This is a genomic window from Advenella kashmirensis WT001, from assembly GCF_000219915.2.
Classification (GTDB): Bacteria; Pseudomonadota; Gammaproteobacteria; order Burkholderiales; family Burkholderiaceae_B; genus Advenella; species Advenella kashmirensis.
Genome location: NC_017964.1, coordinates 1,024,622 through 1,041,790, shown reverse-complemented (window position 1 = coordinate 1,041,790; position 17,169 = coordinate 1,024,622). Strand labels below are relative to the sequence as shown.

The 17,169-nt window shown below is 57.1% G+C and carries 7 protein-coding genes and 6 pseudogenes; 3 read left to right on the top strand and 10 right to left on the bottom strand.

All coding sequences use genetic code 11. The annotated features are described in order from the left end of the window. Positions 1 to 2: 2 nt before the first annotated feature. From nirD to TKWG_RS04860, 5 genes and pseudogenes are all read right to left on the bottom strand, one after another. Entirely contained in the window at positions 3 to 350 is a 348-nt protein-coding gene (nirD, locus tag TKWG_RS04880; protein ID WP_014749763.1) for a nitrite reductase small subunit NirD, read from the bottom strand. Beyond that, positions 343 to 2,774: pseudogene (nirB, locus tag TKWG_RS04875) on the bottom strand (nitrite reductase large subunit NirB). The gene nirD and the pseudogene nirB overlap by 8 nt, the downstream one beginning before the upstream one ends. A 37-nt stretch (positions 2,775 to 2,811) precedes the next feature. After that, positions 2,812 to 3,677: pseudogene (locus tag TKWG_RS04870) on the bottom strand (ABC transporter ATP-binding protein). 3 nt (positions 3,678 to 3,680) lie between these two features. Further along, a pseudogene (ntrB, locus tag TKWG_RS22935) lies at positions 3,681 to 4,405 on the bottom strand (nitrate ABC transporter permease). A 111-nt stretch (positions 4,406 to 4,516) separates the two neighbouring features. Further along, on the bottom strand, positions 4,517 to 5,737 hold the full coding sequence (locus tag TKWG_RS04860) for a CmpA/NrtA family ABC transporter substrate-binding protein (RefSeq protein WP_050981703.1): 1,221 nt from the start codon (positions 5,735 to 5,737) through the stop codon (positions 4,517 to 4,519). Positions 5,738 to 6,248: 511 nt separating this feature from the next. Between TKWG_RS04860 and TKWG_RS04855 the strand changes: the two genes are divergently transcribed. After that, a complete protein-coding gene (locus tag TKWG_RS04855) occupies positions 6,249 to 6,815 on the top strand; it encodes an ANTAR domain-containing response regulator (protein WP_014749755.1) in 567 nt (188 codons plus the stop codon). An 83-nt stretch (positions 6,816 to 6,898) separates the two neighbouring features. Here TKWG_RS04855 and TKWG_RS04850 read toward each other — a convergent pair whose 3' ends face one another. Beyond that, a complete protein-coding gene (locus TKWG_RS04850; protein ID WP_014749754.1) occupies positions 6,899 to 8,902 on the bottom strand; it encodes an aconitase family protein in 2,004 nt (667 codons plus the stop codon). A gap of 287 nt (positions 8,903 to 9,189) precedes the next feature. On the opposite strand from TKWG_RS04850, the pseudogene TKWG_RS27470 reads away from it, so the two are divergent. Next, a pseudogene (locus tag TKWG_RS27470) lies at positions 9,190 to 9,939 on the top strand (bestrophin-like domain); the annotation flags it as partial. A gap of 153 nt (positions 9,940 to 10,092) precedes the next feature. Further along, a pseudogene (gene ppc, locus TKWG_RS04845) lies at positions 10,093 to 12,914 on the top strand (phosphoenolpyruvate carboxylase). Here the strand turns inward: ppc and TKWG_RS04840 are convergent. The 4 genes and pseudogenes from TKWG_RS04840 to glnP all read right to left on the bottom strand — a co-directional run bounded on the left by TKWG_RS04840 (position 12,911) and on the right by glnP (position 17,136). Further along, on the bottom strand, positions 12,911 to 13,693 hold the full coding sequence (locus TKWG_RS04840) for a flavin reductase family protein (RefSeq protein WP_014749753.1): 783 nt from the start codon (positions 13,691 to 13,693) through the stop codon (positions 12,911 to 12,913). The pseudogene ppc and the gene TKWG_RS04840 overlap by 4 nt on opposite strands. A gap of 107 nt (positions 13,694 to 13,800) precedes the next feature. Further along, positions 13,801 to 15,660, bottom strand: coding sequence for a dihydroxy-acid dehydratase (gene ilvD / locus TKWG_RS04835; protein WP_014749752.1), 1,860 nt, complete (start codon positions 15,658 to 15,660; stop codon positions 13,801 to 13,803). Positions 15,661 to 15,701: 41 nt separating this feature from the next. Then, positions 15,702 to 16,429, bottom strand: a pseudogene (glnQ, locus tag TKWG_RS04830) (glutamine ABC transporter ATP-binding protein GlnQ). After that, positions 16,426 to 17,136: a glutamine ABC transporter permease GlnP gene (gene glnP / locus TKWG_RS04825; protein WP_014749750.1), complete on the bottom strand. Its 711-nt coding sequence runs from the start codon at positions 17,134 to 17,136 to the stop codon at positions 16,426 to 16,428. Before glnP ends, glnQ begins: the two are co-directional and overlap by 4 nt. Between the last annotated feature and the right edge of the window lie 33 nt (positions 17,137 to 17,169).

Sequence of the window (17,169 nt, the reverse complement as noted above, 5' to 3'; positions counted from 1 at the left end):
GGCTACTGTCCTTCACCCAGATCCAGGCAGACCCGGTCCTGATCGATTTTGACGGCAATTGTCCTGACACATCCCTCGTCCGGTGCCTGCACTTGTCCCGTGGGCAGATCAATGACCATGCCATGCAGCGGGCAGGTAACCGAGGCGCCATGCACCAGTCCCGCCGACAGGGGACCGCCTTTATGAGGGCATTTATCGACGATGGCATAGACAGCGCCTTCGCCGCTACGGAACACCGCAATGTCGTCAAGGCCGTGACGGCGAATCACACGCGCGCCGCGTGCGGGAATCTCGTTAGTGGCGCACACAGGCGTCCATTTTTCACAGACTTTCATCGTGTCCTCACACATTCAGGGTTTCAAGTTCGGGCGCCGCAATCCGCTTCTCTACACGGTCCTGCCAGGGGTCCTGTTCGAAGGACAACGCAAAGCGCAGCCGCTCATACAGCGCCGCGCGATTCGCGGCGTTGCTGATAACCTGCTCTTTTGCATGTTCCAGCCCAACCCGCGCCAGATAATGAACGGTGCGTTCCAGGTAATAGGCCTCTTCACGATACAGCTGCAAAAAAGCCCCGCAGTATTGCAGCACGTCTTCCTGTGTTTCGACCTTGACAAAGAACTGCGCAACTTCCGTTTTGATGCCGCCATTGCCGCCGACATAGATTTCCCAGCCGGAATCGACCGCGATAATGCCCACATCCTTGATTCCCGATTCGGAACAATTGCGTGGACAGCCGGACACGGCGAGCTTCACCTTGTGCGGGCTCCACATGCCGACCAAATCCTTTTCAAGTGCAATACCCATGCCGGTGGAGTCCTGTGTCCCAAAGCGACAGAATTCGCTGCCTACGCAGGTCTTCACGGTGCGCAGGCTCTTGCCATAGGCATGACCTGACGGCATATCCAGATCCTTCCAGACACTGGTCAAATCTTCCTTGCGCACGCCAAGCAAATCAATCCGCTGCCCGCCGGTCACCTTGACCATGGGAATGGCGTATTTATCTGCCACATCTGCAATTCTTCTGAGCTCTGCCGGATTGGTTACCCCGCCCCAGATGCGCGGCACAACGGAATAGGTGCCGTCTTTCTGAATATTGGCATGCATGCGTTCGTTCACCAGGCGCGAGGCGCCATCATCAACGGCCTCGCCTGGCCAGGTGGATCGCAGATAGTAGTTGAGCGCAGGCCGGCATGTTGCGCAGCCATCAGGTGTTCGCCATTCCATAAAATGCATGGCGTCTGCAATGGTGGTCAGATGTTGCTGGCGAATCACTTTGCGCGCCTGTCCGTGCGTTACATCGGTGCAGCCACAAATGGGTCGTGCCGATTTTGGCTTTACATCGGCAGCGCCACCGACACAATTGATCAGGATCTGCTCGACCAGCCCGGTGCATGACCCGCAGGAACTGGCAGCCTTGGTATGTTTTCTGATGTCATCAACGGTAAACAGGCCCTGTTCGCGAATCGCCTTGACGATGGTACTCTTGCACACCCCATTACACCCGCATACCTCGGCGGTATCGGGCATGCCCGCCACCTTGTTCTCGCCGGCGTGCCCGGTATCGCCCACCGCCCCTTCGCCAAACATTAACTGGTCGCGAATTTCATGAATTGATCTGCCTTCGCGAATCAAGCGGAAATACCAGGCACCATCTGCCGTATCGCCATAAAGGCAGGCGCCCACCAGCTTGTTGTCCTGCACCACCAGTTTTTTATATACGCCGCCTTCAGGATCGGCCAATGTAATGCAATCGGTTTTGGCATCGCCCATAAAATCGCCGGCAGAAAATACATCAATACCAGTCACTTTCAATTTAGTGGAGGTCACACTGCCTTCATAACGGGCAATGCCATACATGGCCAGGTGATTGGCCGCCACCTTGGCCTGTTCAAAGAGCGGCGCAACCAGACCGTAAGCAGTGCCGCGATGGCTCACACACTCGCCCACCGCGTAAATACTCGGATCATATGTCTGCATGGTGTCGCTGACCACAATCCCGCGATCAACATGTAACCCGGCGTTGGCAGCCAGTGCCACGTTGGGACGAATACCCACAGCCATGACCACCAGATCGGCGGGCATTTCATGGCCGTTGGCAAAACGGATCGCCCCGACCCGTCCATGGCCATCATCGATGATTTCGCTGGTTTGATGTGCCATCAAAAATTGCAGGCCACGTGCTTCCAAACTGGTGCGCAGCATGTTGGCTGCCTGTTCATCAAGCTGGCGATCCAGCAGCGTGTCACCCAGATGCACCACGGTGACCGCCATGCCACGCACGGCCAGGCCATTGGCCGCCTCCAGTCCCAGCAGACCGCCGCCAATGACCACCGCATGGCGCCGCAAGCCTGCCGCTTCGATCATCAGGTTCACATCGTTGATATCACGGAACGTTACGACGCCATCCAGCGTATTGCCGGGCACCGGCAGGATAAACGGATTGGAGCCTGTGGCCAGCAGTAGCCGATCGTAAGGAACCACTGTGCCATCTGCGGTATGCACCTGTCGACGTACCCGGTCAATGGTGGTGACCGACTGGTTCATCAACAAATTGATATTATTGTTGTCATACCAGGACTGATCGTTCAGGATAATATCCTGGATAGTCTGTTCGCCCGTCAATACGGGTGACAACAGAATCCGGTTGTAATTGGGATAGCTTCGCTGCCAATAATGGTAATGTCATACAGCTGATCGTCCAGTTTGAGCAACTCTTCGATGGTGCGAACTCCCGCCATCCCATTGCCGATCAGTACCAGTTTACGTTTTTTCATGATATTGCCTGTATTCATTTGTGATTGATCCCGGGGTCTAAGCGACAATTGCACTGTCCTGTTCCAGCGCGGCCTGTTCGGCCTGCTCGGCGTCAACCAGCGCAAGACGGGTGCCCTGCTCAGGATTCGAATAGCGTTGATGTAAAAATTTCATCACTGCAGCGCGGTATTGCAGATAGCGCGGATCGGCAGCCAGTGCTACACGGTCACGACGGGCCGGCAGCTGGATCGCCAGGATCTGGCCTATCGTGGCAGCCGGCCCGTTGGTCAGCATCACAATCCGGTCCGACAGAAGCACGGCTTCGTCCACATCGTGCGTCACCATCACGACCGTGCTTTGCGTGCGCTTGACGATGCGCAACAGGGCATCCTGCAAATGCGCGCGTGTCAGCGCATCCAGGGCGCCAAAGGCTCATCCATCAGCAACACCTTGGGTTCGATGGCCAGCGCCCGCGCGATCCCTACCCGCTGCTTCATGCCGCCTGATATTTCACGGGGATACTTGCTGCTGGCATGGGCCAGATCTACCAGTTCCAGTGCCGCCGCAGTGCGCTCACGCAGGCGCGCTTTGGTTTCGCTGGCGCCGAAAACGCGTTCCACCGCCAGATAGACATTCTGAAAACAGGTGTACCACGGCAGCAGCGAATGATTCTGAAACACCATGGCCCGATCGGGCCCCGGTCCGGCTATTTCGCGCTGATCACAAATAAGCACGCCGCTGCTGGGCTTGTTCAAGCCGGCAATGAGATTGAGCAGCGTGGATTTGCCACAACCCGAATGCCCGATCAGAGAGACAAACTCTCCCTTGCGGATCGCCAGATTAATATTGTTCAGCGCCGTGAACGGCCCATGAGCAGTATCGAAAACCTGACTGACCGATTCAACTGCAACATACTTTTCCATGCGTTACTCCTCGGTAAAGGCAAAGCGTCTGGCCACAGCCAGCAAAGCGGCATCAAGCAGCAGGCCGACCAGGCCGATAATGAAAATGGCGATAATGATGTGCTGCACATTCAGGTTGTTCCATTCATCCCAAAGCCAGAAGCCGATACCGGTGCCGCCGGTCAGCATCTCTGCGGCCACGATCACCAGCCAGGCGGTCCCGATAGACAGGCGTACACCTGTCAGCACATAAGGCAGAACCGAGGGCAGAAGAATACTGGTAAGCACTTTGCGTTCAGACAGATTCAGCACCCTGGCAATGTTCAGATAGTCGGCAGGCACCCGCGCTACCCCGTCTGCCGTATTGATGATCATCGGCCAGATGGAGCAGATGAAGATGGCCCAGATGGCTGCCGGCTCGGCGGCCTGAACATCAACAATCCCAGCGGCAACCAGGCCAAGGGCGAGACAGGGCGTAGCAGGCTGATCACCGGCGCCGTCATTTTGCGTATCGGCGCATAGCGACCGATAATGAATCCCGCCGGAATACCGACCAGCGCCGCCAGGCCAAACCCAACCCCGACCCGCCACAACGAAGCCAGCACGTTCCAGCCGATACCTACATCATTCGGGCCGTTGCGATAGAACGGATCCTGGAATAACGTGACCGCGGCCATCAAGGTGGCCAAGGGCGTGGGGATGCCGGCGATTTTTCCGGCAACCATCTCCCAGACAATGACAACTGCCATCAGCCCGATGAGCGGATAGCCCAGCCTGGTCAGCCATGCCATGACAGGCCAGTCGGTCCATGGCTGCGTAGTTACTGCTTTAGTTGCTGTGTTCATCTGTTTCTCCCGCAATTACACATGAACGGCAAAGCTGTCGGCATAGGCCGCCGGATCGCTGCCATCCCAAAGCACGCCATCGATCAGCGTCGAAGAACGGTTTTCGCTGGCCGGCAACGGCGTGCCACTGGCCTGGGCGGCCGCCTTGTAGATGTCGATACGATTGATTTTTTTTGCCACAGCCAGATAGTCGGGATGCGATTTGAGCAAGCCCCAGCGCTTTTGCTGGGTCAGGAACCACATGCCATCACTCAGATAAGGAAAGGTTGCTGCCCCGTTGCCATAAAACCGCATGGGATGCGCGCTGTCTGCAATCTTGCCGATGCCGTTGTCGTACTTGCCCAGCATGCGGCCGATAATCACATCGGCCTGCGTGTTGACATAGGACTTGGCGGCAATCACCTTGGCCGTTTGCTCAATATTGGCCGGCGAGCTGTCGATCCACCGGCCGGCTTCAAGAATGGCTGCCGTCACAGCCCTGGCGGTATTGGGATACTGGTCTGCAAACCGGGCCGTGGTACCCAGCACTTTTTCCGGATGATCCTGCCAAATTTCCTGTGTAGTCACGGCGGTAAAGCCAATTTTATCGATCACCGCCCGCGCGTTCCATGGTTCACCCACGCAGTACCCATCCATATTGCCGATCATCATATTGGCCACCATTTGCGGCGGTGGCACGGTAATGACACGAACATCGTTAAATGGATGAATATCATGCGCAGCCAGCCAATAATAAAGCCACATGGCATGCGTGCTGGTGGGAAAGGTTTGTGCGAAGGTCAGTTGCCGATCCAGCGTTGCCATGGCTTTTTTCAGTGATGCGCCGTCTGATACGCCGCGCTCGTGCAATGCCTTGGCAAGCGTAATGCCCTGCCCGTTCTGATTCAGCCCCATGAGCACGGCCATGTCGGTTTGCGGACCACCAATCCCCACCTGCAGGCCGTAAATCATGCCGTACAATGCATGCGCGCAGTCCAGATTGCCATTGATGAGCTTGTCACGCACGGCGGCCCAGGACGCTTCCTTGCTCGGAATAATCTTTATTCCGTATTTTTTGTCGATGCCCAGCTCGGCCGCCATGATCACCGAGGCGCAGTCGGTCAGGGGAATGAAGCCGATCCTGACCTCGGTCTTTTCCGGTGCGTCCGACCCGGCGGCCCAGGCGCCATGGCGCAAAAAGGGATCTGCCAGGCCAAGTGCACCCATGCCTGCAGCCGAGCGCGCCACTGACAGCATCCATTGCCGCCGATACACGCTGCCCGGCGCAATGGCGTCCTGTGCCGCCTGCTTGCGGGAACGAACCCCGTCCGAATTGCCTGTTGCGTCCGTTTTCTTCCGACTGTTCATCATTACCCCAAAATAAAAAGCGTCCTGCGGATACGTTTTAAAAACGTACCTGCAGGACGCCGTTGTCCTGAATGCTGTCATTGCTGATGACGACCGCCATTGGTCCTCACGAAAACCTAAGCAAGTTGCATGCCAGTTTACCGTCCATAGAGTGACAGAATGCGTTGACTAACTGCGGTAACGAGTGTTTTTGACTGCGACCGGGCTGGGCGAGCGCGCGGGCGCCATTGAGAGTAAGCAATTGAATGATGCAGCGCACAACATCGGTGCATGTCTCGCTTGCCGTCGCCGATCCGCCACATCGCCGGGAGCGGGACGCACTCAAAACGAGCATCACCGGCGGTACAGTCGACAAAAAGCGGCACGCCTTTTGCTTTGTATGTACCAAGAGGAAAGAAAAATGCTGAATGTGATGTTGATCCGTGATGAACAGAACGATACCCTGCGCGACAAGCTGCAGGCTGCCGGCATTCACGTCGTGGCCGAATTATCGCCGCTGGCCGATTTTGCTGCTGCGCTGGCGGGTATCAAACCCGACGTCGTACTGGTCAGCGCAGATGCCTCGTGTCGCGATACGCTCGAAGGCCTCTGCATGCGCTCACATGACAGTGCATTGCCGGTGGTCATGTTTACCAATGACAATGATCGCAGCTTCATGCAGGCCTCGATCAGGGCCGGCGTTGCCGCTTATGTCGTAGGCGAAGTTCCTGCGGCCCGCCTGCTCTCGTTGCTGGACGTGGCCATCGAACGCTTCTCGCTTGAACAGGCGCGCCGCCTGGAGCTTGATGACACCAGGCAACGACTGGCTGAACGCCAGGATGTTGAAAAAGCCAAAGGCATTTTGATGAAAATGCATGGCGTGGACGAAGACCAGGCCTACCAGATGCTGCGCAAAAAGGCCATGCAGACTCAGCGTCGGATCGGCCAGATCGCAGCGGCATTGATCGAGGCGCATACTTTTCTGTAGGCCATATTGATGCAGGCTATATGGGTGCAAACCATAGCCGCTTGCTGCAGGACGCATCTGCGGCTGCCCGCTGCACAATTGACCTAGACAGGCAACTGACCCGTCGTTACCTGCTTTTGCAACTGGGAAAACGAACAGATATGACCTGCCAGCGCGCTGGCCATGACCGTGGCCGGGCTACCCAGCCAAACCTTGCCCGGGCCGGAACGTCCCGGAAAATTGCGATTGATCGCGCTGATGGTAATCTGGTCGGTGTCGGTCGACGAACCAGGTCCGCAGTTGGCGCAGGCCCCGCAGGACGGTTGCAATATTGTTGCGCCCATGCGTTCGAATACCTGGTCATAGCCTTGTTGCACGCAATAGTCGCGGACCGCCGTGGTGCCATACTGCAAATACAGTTGCACATGGGGCGCCACATGCAGGCCTTGCTGCAACCCCCAGGCCAATACGGCGTGATACTGATCGAAATCTTCGCGCTTTCCGGCAGTACAGGAGCCGCCATAGGCGATGTCTATGGCAATCGTTTCTCCCAAAGAAGCCACCGGCCGCCCGTTGCCCGGATCGCCGGGAGCTGCCACCAGCACATCCAGCGCTGAACAATCCACTGTAATCTGTTGTTCATAGCTGGCGCCCGGGTCACTATGCATCCAGTCAGCCAGCTCAAAGTCCACGCCCCGGCGTTCCTTCAGAAACTGCACGGTTCGGGCATCGGGAGCAACAATGCCGGTAAAGCCACCCAGCTCCGCACACATATTGGTCAGCGTCGCCCGTTCATCCACCGACAGGTCGTCGATGACTTCGCCAGTGAATTCGAACACCCTGCCCACGCCCTTGCCGGCACGAATTTGCGGCAGCGCCAGCAGATGCAGGACGATGTCCTTGGCCGCCACGCCTGCCGGCAGGGTGCCCTGCAGTCGCACCAGAATGCAAGGCGGCATCGTAATGCGGACGGCACCGGTCATAAAGGCATTGGCCATATCGGTTGTGCCCACCCCGAAGGCGACACAACCCAGAGCTCCGCTATGCGGGGTATGTGAGTCTGTGCCGACCACCACTTGTCCGGGAAGGGCATAATGTTCGGCCATCATTGCATGTGAAATACCGGCTACGTTGCTGCCGTCATCCTGCAGGGCTTCGCCCTCAGTCAGCGTGCGATGCCAACGCAGGCCGGTTGCTTTCACAAAATCGCGATGAGCCTGACACATGCGCAGCATGTTCGGCACCAGCCCCTGGCGCAAATGCGCGGGACTCTCGTGCATGTAGGACGTGTGGTCCTCGAAGGCAATCACTTTTTCAGTATCAAACAATTGCAACGGCGCGGTATAGGTCTGGTACAGCATATGTGCCGCCATGCCGGTGTAATACTCGTGGATGAAACGCCAGTCGGCACGCAGAAAGATACCTGTGCCTGGCGTCAGATCGGTACCAGTCTGCTCCGTGCGCAAAACATGCCGGGCAATAATTTTTTCAAACAGCGTCTGCGGCTTGTCACTGTCGGCAACGGTCTGCGGACGACTTCTGGCAAGATAGCGTTTGCCATAATTGAGCAGTCCGCCGCTGCGCAAAATGGCCTGGGTCAGTACATCGCGCTCTTGCAGGACCTGTTCAAGCGTAATGCTTTGGCCGGCTCGCAACTGCGCCAGCAGGGCAAAATTGGTGGACGTCAGCAATCCGATATTGTCGGCATTCTGCCGATAGATCCGCTCAAAGCTGCGCGCAAACACCAGGCGCACGCCGGCATGCTTTTCAGCTGCCGGGCTATGCTCGCGCGACGATCCCTTGCCATAACGGTTGCCCGCCACGACCACCTGTATACCAGCCTGCCTGACTGCATGCCTGGCAATAGGCGTGCGCCCGCCAGCCTGTACCCCGGTATAGGCAAACCCGCCAAGCTTGTCGTCATAGTGCGACATGATGGCTACCGGCGTGATTTCATCGGTAGAAATATCGTCCCGCAACGCGATATCGACGTGGGCCGGGGGCAATACGGGTGCATCCGGATGCAGACAGGCTTCAATCACCTGCGGGTCGTTGGCAAGATACAGAAAGCGATCAAAGGCGAGAGAGGCGATCGTGGACTCATTCATCACTGCAATTTCCTGAGGGTTACGCACTATTATTGTCAAAGTCCATTATCGCGCATCGCGCGGGCAATGTGAGGCCGATCGCGCGACCGCTGCCGCTTTTGTCCCTTGTTCAGGGGCGACTGGGGGTGAAGTCGTCAGCGCTTTTTTTTCAATTGCAATAGACCCCATATTGGCCGCGCGCGCGCAGCAGGTAGAATACAAAAGGTCATAGAACCGGATTGACCGCTTTATGATGTCTTACATGATGGATTACATTATCTGCACTGCCGCCGCCCCTGAGGAAAGTCATGCATTTTTACAATCTGCTGTTCGATATACCCATCTTTCTGGTCTGGGCCCTGTGCATTGTTTTTTTTCTTGCTCTGTCCGGCCTCATCGTCCTGATTATTCGCCGGCAGCGCAGCAATAGCACGTCCCCGCGCAGCAGCGCCCTGAGCCATACGCTTATTTCAGGTCTGCTGGTGCCCATTGGCCTGAATATGGCGTTCATGGCCAGTGACGTATGGAAGGAAAATGAGAAAGGCCAGGCGGCCACAGAGCAGGAGGCTGGTGCAGTTCACGATGCGCTCAGGGTGCTCAAGCATATGCCTGAGCAGATCAATACAGACTTGCGCGCCCGCCTGCTGACCTATGTGAATGCTGCCGTTCAGGATGAATGGCCACGCATGGGACGCGACCAGCTCAGCGAGCAGACCGAATCGGCGCTGGATGTCCTGACCATTAATGCGGCAAAAACCGCCATCGAGGTCCGCGATGACCCCTATGTCAGTTCACAAATGGCGCTGGTCAGTACGTATCTGAAACAGGTCCGGGAAGCCCGTGACGAGCGGCTCAATGTGGCCACTTATCACATCAATATGCAGAAATGGCTGGTGCTGCTGATTCTTCTGAGCGTCTGCATGTATGTGATATACGATATTCATTATCACACCCGTCATGAGCTGCGCAAAGCCGTCGTGCTTATTTCACTAAGTTTCGCCAGCATCTCGTTCCTCATTCTGGTCAACGACCGGCCCTTTACCGGCAAGAACATCATCGAACCTGAGCGTCTGCGGCAAATCCAAAAAGATGCAGTTTCAGTAAACCGAATACGGCACCCAGAAAAACCCCCTACAATTAAAATGACTCAATCCCTTCAACCAACCGGAACAAGAGATAACGTGGACAACGCAAGCACAGACAGAAATGAAATGCAGCAGGACATCCGCCTGCTGGGCAGGATCCTTGGGGCCGCCATTCGTGAATCGGAAGGCCAGCCGATTTTTGACGTCATTGAGACTGTGCGCCGCGCTGCGGTACGCTTCAAGCGAGAAGGCCTCCAGCAGGAACGCGATACGATGATCGAGAAGCTGACGGCCTTGTCCGATGACCAGGCCAATACTCTGTCGCGTGCCTTCAGTTATTTCCTGCACCTGGCCAATCTGGCTGAAGACCGCGATCAGCAAAAGCGCCAGCGCCGCCGGTTGCTCAGCAGCAACGACGCCCAGATCGGCACCCTGGGACACACGCTGACAGAACTGGAACGCCATGGTGTGCAGCGCGGTCAGGTTCGCGAATTTCTGGCAAAAACCATGATTGTCCCGGTGCTGACAGCTCACCCGACGGAAGTACAACGCAAAAGCACGCTGGATCTGCATCGACACATCAGCCAGTGCCTGGTGGCCATCGACAGTCGCCTGACCGAAGAAGAAAGCCATCAACTGGCGCTGGAGCTGACCGGCTATATCAAAACGCTCTGGCTGACGCGCATGCTGCGCTTTAACAAGCTGACGGTCAATGACGAAATTGAAAATGCAGTCGCCTATTTCAGCACGACCTTTCTGAAAGCCATTCCTAACCTGTACACCACATTTGCTCGCAGTCTGGGTGCGCAACCGGACAATGCGGCGCTGATGCCTACCTTCCTGAAAATGGGTTCCTGGATTGGCGGCGATCGCGACGGCAATCCCAACGTGAACGCCGACACCCTCACACATGCGATGAACCGCCATGCCACCACGCTGTTCGAATATTACCTAGCGCAGGTGCATCTGCTGGGCTCCGAACTGTCGCTAAGCACCTCGCTAACGCAGGTCACGCCAGAACTGGCCAGCCTGTCGGAGGCCAGCCCGGATCAGTCACGCCACCGCCTGGATGAGCCCTATCGCCGCGCACTGATCGGCGTGTACGCGCGCCTGGCGGCAACGGCAAAACAGCTGACTGATCATGACCTGGCTCTGCGCAATACAGTACCGGCCGATCCCTATGATGATCCAGCCGCATTTGCGGCAGACCTGGCGGTCATTGCCCGATCGCTCTGCGACAACCATGCCGGCGCGTGGTGCCCTTGCGTTTGCAGGAGCTGCAACAGGCGGTGGCCGTGTTTGGATTTCACCTGGCTGCGCTTGATCTGCGGCAAAGCTCGGACGTACACGAGCGCATTCTGACCGAACTGTATCAGCGTGCAGCGATCAAGCATAACGGCAAGCCGGTCCAGTATGACCAGCTGGATGAAGAACAGAAAATCGCTGTGTTGCTGGCCGAACTGGACGATAGTCGCCCCCTGGTTTCGCCCTGGCAGCAGTACAGTGAAGAAACCCGCAAGGAACTGGCCATTTTGCAGGCTGCCGCTTCTGTACGGCGCCATTACGGGAACAATGCGATTACCCAGTATATTGTGTCCCATACCGAAACGCTCAGTGATCTGCTGGAAGTGCTGGTACTGCAGCAGGAAACCGGGCTGATCTCGCAACAGCGTGACGATGCGGGCCAGCGCATGCCTGTGGCGCCAGGCGATGGCCTGATTGTGGTTCCGCTTTTTGAAACCATCCCCGATCTGGAGGCCGGCCCGGCCATCATGGACCGCTGGCTGTCGCTGCCCCCGGTGCGCGAGCGCGTCACCCATGCCCAGGACGATATCCAGGAAGTCATGCTGGGCTATTCGGACAGCAATAAGGATGGCGGTTACCTGACCTCCAACTGGTCTTTATATAACGCCGAATTGCAATTGCTTGAGGTATTCCGTCGCCATGACGTACGTCTGCGGCTGTTTCACGGCCGCGGCGGTTCTGTCGGCCGTGGCGGCGGCTCCAGCTTCGATGCGATCCTGGCGCAACCGCCCGGTACGGTCGACGGCCAAATCCGGCTGACTGAACAGGGCGAGGTGATCCAGAGCAAATACAAAAATGCCGAAAGCGGACGCATCAATCTGGAACTGCTTGTTTCGGCAACGCTACTGAGCAGCCTGGCGCCGCACGAGGAAACGCGCAAGGATGCCGACACAATGCGGCGCTATACGCAGACCATGGCCTGGCTCTCGGATACCGCCCAGCATGCCTACCGCCGGCTGGTGTATGACACCCCGGGCTTTGTTGATTATTTTTTTGCCGCCACGCCCATCAATGAAATTGCAGGCTTAAATATCGGCTCGCGCCCTGCCTCGCGCAAAAAGGGACAGCGCATCGAAGATCTGCGCGCCATCCCCTGGGGCTTTTCCTGGGCGCAATGCCGGTTGATGATCACCGGCTGGTATGGCGTGGGCACGGCAATCGACACATTCATCCGCCTGGGCACCGGCACGGACGACGGCAGCACGCAGCAATCACGTACGCAATTGCTGCGTGACATGGCCGAGCACTGGCCGTTTTTCCAGACCGTGCTGTCCAATATGGAAATGGTCCTGGCCAAAACCGATATGGACATCGGACGCCAGTACAGCGAACTGGTTGCCGACGAACAGATACGCCGCAGCATTTTCGGGATGATCGAACAGGAATTCGGATTAACGCGTGATGCGCTGTTTGCCATCAAACAGCAGGATTTGCTGGCGGACAACCCCACCCTGAAGGCCGCCCTGCAGGAGCGCTTTGCCTATACCGACCCGTTGAATTATCTGCAGGTCGAGGTCATCCGGCGCCAGCGTGCATTGGAAGATGCCCAGGAAGAGCCGTCCAAGCTCGAACAAATGCGCAGCCAGCGCACCATCCATCTGACCATCAACGGCATTGCCACCGGCCTGCGCAATTCGGGTTAGCCCAGACAGGCGGCAGGCGCGACGGTGCCGCCGCTTGGCCTGCCTGGATGGGGATTGCTACAGCACTTTGGTAAACAGGCTACGGCGGCTGATAACTTTGCCGGCCACCATGAACACGCCGTCACCGGTATAGTGCAGTGTTTCCGGTGTGCCGGCCGAGCGGCGACATGCGCCTTCACAATCTCGAAGACGAAGTAATTGTATTTGTCGACCAGCACGTCGTCATGCAGTTTGCATTCAAACGCGGCATGGCATTGCTCGATAATCGGCGCGCTTACCCATTCTGCCGGGCTGGCGGTCAGGCCAAATTCGGCAAATTTGTCCACCGCGCTGCCACTGCAATTGCCAATGCGGCAGACAATATCAGTGAGTACAGTGGTAGGCAGGTTGATAACGCATTCCCCGCTCTTTCTGATCATATCGAAACTGTGATTGCCCGATGAAATCATGCAACCGAACAATGAGGGCGCAAATTCCAGAATGCAATGCCAGCCCATGGTCATGATATTGTCGCGCCCCTGCCAGTGCGAAGAGACCAGCACGATGGGTCCCGGTTCCAGGTAACGTCGCGCCTGGCTCACCGGAAAGTCCCTTTTGCGAGGTTTGCCCAGCCGCGTGTTGGCTGAGGGGCGATCATGCAAGCGGTCACCGGCTTCCCGTGCCGCCAGATCGGCGCGCTTGTCGCTGCGCCCGGTCCGATCTGCGTCCCGCCTGCCTGGCCGGGGCTTTGTCTTGCTATCGGCTTTTCCGCTATCTGCTGCTTTGTCTGCCTTTGTCATACGTGTCTCTCCTGGTTTGTGAATACAACAGGAAAAAATGCGCAACAACAGTGACTGCCGGTACAAAGAATAACGGCCGGATAAACCGGCCGCATGGGTGCTTCACTTTATTTTATCAGTTGACTGATGTCGCGCACTGCGCCGCGATCGGCCGAAGTGGCCATCGCGGCATAGGCTTTGAGCGCCTGCGATACATAACGCTCACGATGTACCGGATGCCAGGCGCTTTGGCCGCGATTTTCCATCTCTGCACGACGACGCGTCAGTTCGGTTTCATCCACCGCCAGGTTGATTGTGCGGTTTGGAATATCGATCTCGATCACGTCATCATCATGTACCAGGCCTATGGTGCCGCCTTCTGCCGCTTCCGGAGAAGCATGGCCGATCACCAGGCCTGAAGAACCGCCCGAGAAACGACCGTCGGTGAGCAACGCCGCCTTGGCACCCAGTCCCTTGGATTTGAGGTAAGACGTGGGGTACAGCATTTCCTGCATGCCCGGGCCCCCTTTTGGTCCTTCGTAGCGAATAATGACAACGTGACCTTCCCTGACCTTGCCGCCCAGGATGCCTTCGGTCGCATCTTCCTGGCTTTCGAACACAATGGCCCGGCCGGTAAACTTCAGGATACTTTCATCCACACCGGCAGTTTTGACAATACAGCCGTTTTCCGCCAGGTTACCGTACAGCACCGCCAGACCGCCATCCTGCGAATAGGCATGAGCTTTGTCGCGGATACAGCCTTCGGCGCGATCCAGATCCAGTTCGGCAAACTGCCGGTCCTGGCTGAAGGCCACCTGAGTGGGCACCCCGCCGGGAGAGGCTTTGAAGAATGTCTTGACCTCGTCCGTGGCATGGCCGCTGTTGATATCCCACTGTTCAATGGCTTTGCCCAGCGTCCCGCTATGCGCATTACCAGCGTTTAAGTCCAGCAGGCCTGCGCGACTGAGTTCGCCCAGAATGGCGATCACGCCGCCGGCGCGATGCACGTCTTCGATATGAAACTTATTGGTCGCAGGCGCCACTTTGCAGACACATGGTACATGACGCGATATGCGGTCAATGTCGGCCATGGTGAAATCAACGCCCGCTTCCTGGGCCGCAGCCAGCAAATGCAGCACGGTGTTGGTAGAACCGCCCATGGCCACATCCAGTGTCATGGCGTTTTCAAAGGCAGCCTTGGTCGCGATGGAGCGCGGCAACACAGAGGCATCGTCCTGTTCGTAATAGCGCTTGCACAGTTCAACCACCAGATGGCCGGCACGTTCAAAAAGCGCGCGACGGCGGGCATGGGTAGCCACGATCGTGCCATTGCCCGGCAGGGACAGGCCCAGCACTTCGGTCAGGCAGTTCATGGAATTGGCCGTGAACATGCCGGAACAGGAGCCGCAAGTGGGGCATGCGTTGCGTTCAATTTCTTCGGTTTCGGCGTCCGATACGGTCGGATCGCCCGCCTTGATCATGGCGTCGACCAGATCCAGCTTGATCACCTTGTTGGTTTCCGGGGCAAGCACTTTCCCGGCCTCCATCGGACCGCCAGAAACAAAGACCACCGGAATGTTCAGCCGCATGGCAGCCATAAGCATACCCGGGGTGATCTTGTCGCAGTTGGAAATACAGACCATGGCATCGGCGCAATGCGCGTTGACCATATATTCGACCGAATCGGCAATCAGTTCGCGCGAGGGCAGCGAATACAGCATGCCGCCGTGCCCCATGGCAATACCATCGTCAACCGCAATCGTATTGAATTCCTTGGCCACACCACCGGCCGCCTCAATTTGCCGCGCAACCAGCTGCCCCATGTCCTTCAGGTGCACGTGCCCCGGAACAAACTGGGTAAAAGAGTTAACCACGGCAACGATCGGCTTGCCGAAATCGCCGTCTTTCATGCCTGTGGCGCGCCACAAGGCACGCGCACCGGCCATATTACGACCGTGGGTCGAGGTTTTGGAACGATATTGGGGCATTTCTGACTACTTCCTGGAAAAAACGGGGGGAACCTTGTAATTTACACCACATGCTGCAGAAAGTCTTTCAAACGCTGGCTTGGCGGTGAAGACAGCAGCTCTGCCGGTTTGCCGTCGTGGGCAATTTTGCCGTTATCAATAAAAAGCAGGCGACTACCGACCTTCCTGGCGAAATCCATTTCGTGCGTCACCACCACCATCGTCATACCCTCTTCGGCCAGATCCTTCATCACTTTGAGCACCTCATGGCGCAACTCCGGATCCAGTGCCGAGGTCGGCTCGTCAAACAGCATCAGTAGCGGCCTGACCGCCAGCGAACGGGCAATGGCCACCCGCTGCTGCTGGCCGCCGGACAGCTCGCTCGGATAATGATTCATTCTCTCGGCCAGCCCGACCTTATCGAGCAGCGCGATGGCTTCGGTGCGCGCCTGTTGCTTTGACACGCCGCGCGACTCCAGCGGACCGAACATGACATTTTCCAGCGCGGTCAGTTGCGGGAAGAGGTTGAACTGCTGAAACACCATGCCCGCTTCGCGACGCAACTCGCGCACCTCGGCCTGGGTGCCGCGCACACTGAGCTCGCCCACCCGGATATCGCCTTCCTGGATGGTTTCCAGGGCATTGATGCAGCGCAGAAAGGTGGATTTTCCCGAACCCGAGGCCCGACCACCACTACCACTTCACCTTTTTCAATGCTCAGGCTGATGTCATTCAAAATCGTATTGTCGCCAAATTTTTTGACGACATTTTCAAAGGTAACCATACTCATACGTTACGCATCCTGTGTTCCATGATTTTCAGAGCCAGTGCAATCAGGCCGTTCAGAATCAGGTAAATGACGGCGACAGCGCCCCAGATTTCCACCGCACGAAAGTTGGCGGCCATGATTTCCTGTCCCTGGCGGGTCAGCTCGGCCACGCCAATAACGATAAAGAGCGATGAGTCCTTCAGGCTGATAATGCACTGATTGCCCAACGCGGGGATCATCCGACGAAACGCCACCGGCCAGATAATCTTGAGCAGAATCCTGTGAAAGGACAGACCCATCGACTGCCCGGCCTCGAACAGGCCCTTGGGCACCGACTGCAGCGCGCCGCGCACAATTTCGGCAATATACGCCCCGGAATTGATGATCAAGGTAGCAATGGCGGCCGACATGCCGTCCACGCGCAGGTCCATAAGCAAGGGCAGGGCAAAATAAATGAACATGACCTGCACCACGATGGGCGTGCCTCGCACCACCAGCACATAGAGCTGGGCAATCAGGCTCAGAAGCGGGCCAAGAATGCCGGCAACCGGATTGCGGCGAATGGTTTCGGCGCAAAACAGGGACGGAATGTAGGCCCTGATCACGCCCGTAATGGCCCCGAGCAGCACCCCGCCAAAAAGCCCCCAGAATGTAATCTTGATGGTGACCCAGGTACCTGCCATGAGGCTGGGCAACGCGTCCTGGACAACGGAAAAGTCAAAATCCATGTGTGAATCCTGTTTGAATATTGTGACCGCAAA

Coding starts and splice junctions, on each gene's coding strand:
- nirD (WP_014749763.1), bottom strand. CDS start 350: ATGTGTGAGGACACGATGAAAGTCTGTGAAAAATGGACGCCTGTGTGC.
- TKWG_RS04860 (WP_050981703.1), bottom strand. CDS start 5,737: ATGCTGTCAGTGGCGCGCTCGGCTGCAGGCATGGGTGCACTTGGCCTG.
- TKWG_RS04855 (WP_014749755.1), top strand. CDS start 6,249: ATGCTGAATGTGATGTTGATCCGTGATGAACAGAACGATACCCTGCGC.
- TKWG_RS04850 (WP_014749754.1), bottom strand. CDS start 8,902: ATGAATGAGTCCACGATCGCCTCTCTCGCCTTTGATCGCTTTCTGTAT.
- TKWG_RS04840 (WP_014749753.1), bottom strand. CDS start 13,693: ATGACAAAGGCAGACAAAGCAGCAGATAGCGGAAAAGCCGATAGCAAG.
- ilvD (WP_014749752.1), bottom strand. CDS start 15,660: ATGCCCCAATATCGTTCCAAAACCTCGACCCACGGTCGTAATATGGCC.
- glnP (WP_014749750.1), bottom strand. CDS start 17,136: ATGGATTTTGACTTTTCCGTTGTCCAGGACGCGTTGCCCAGCCTCATG.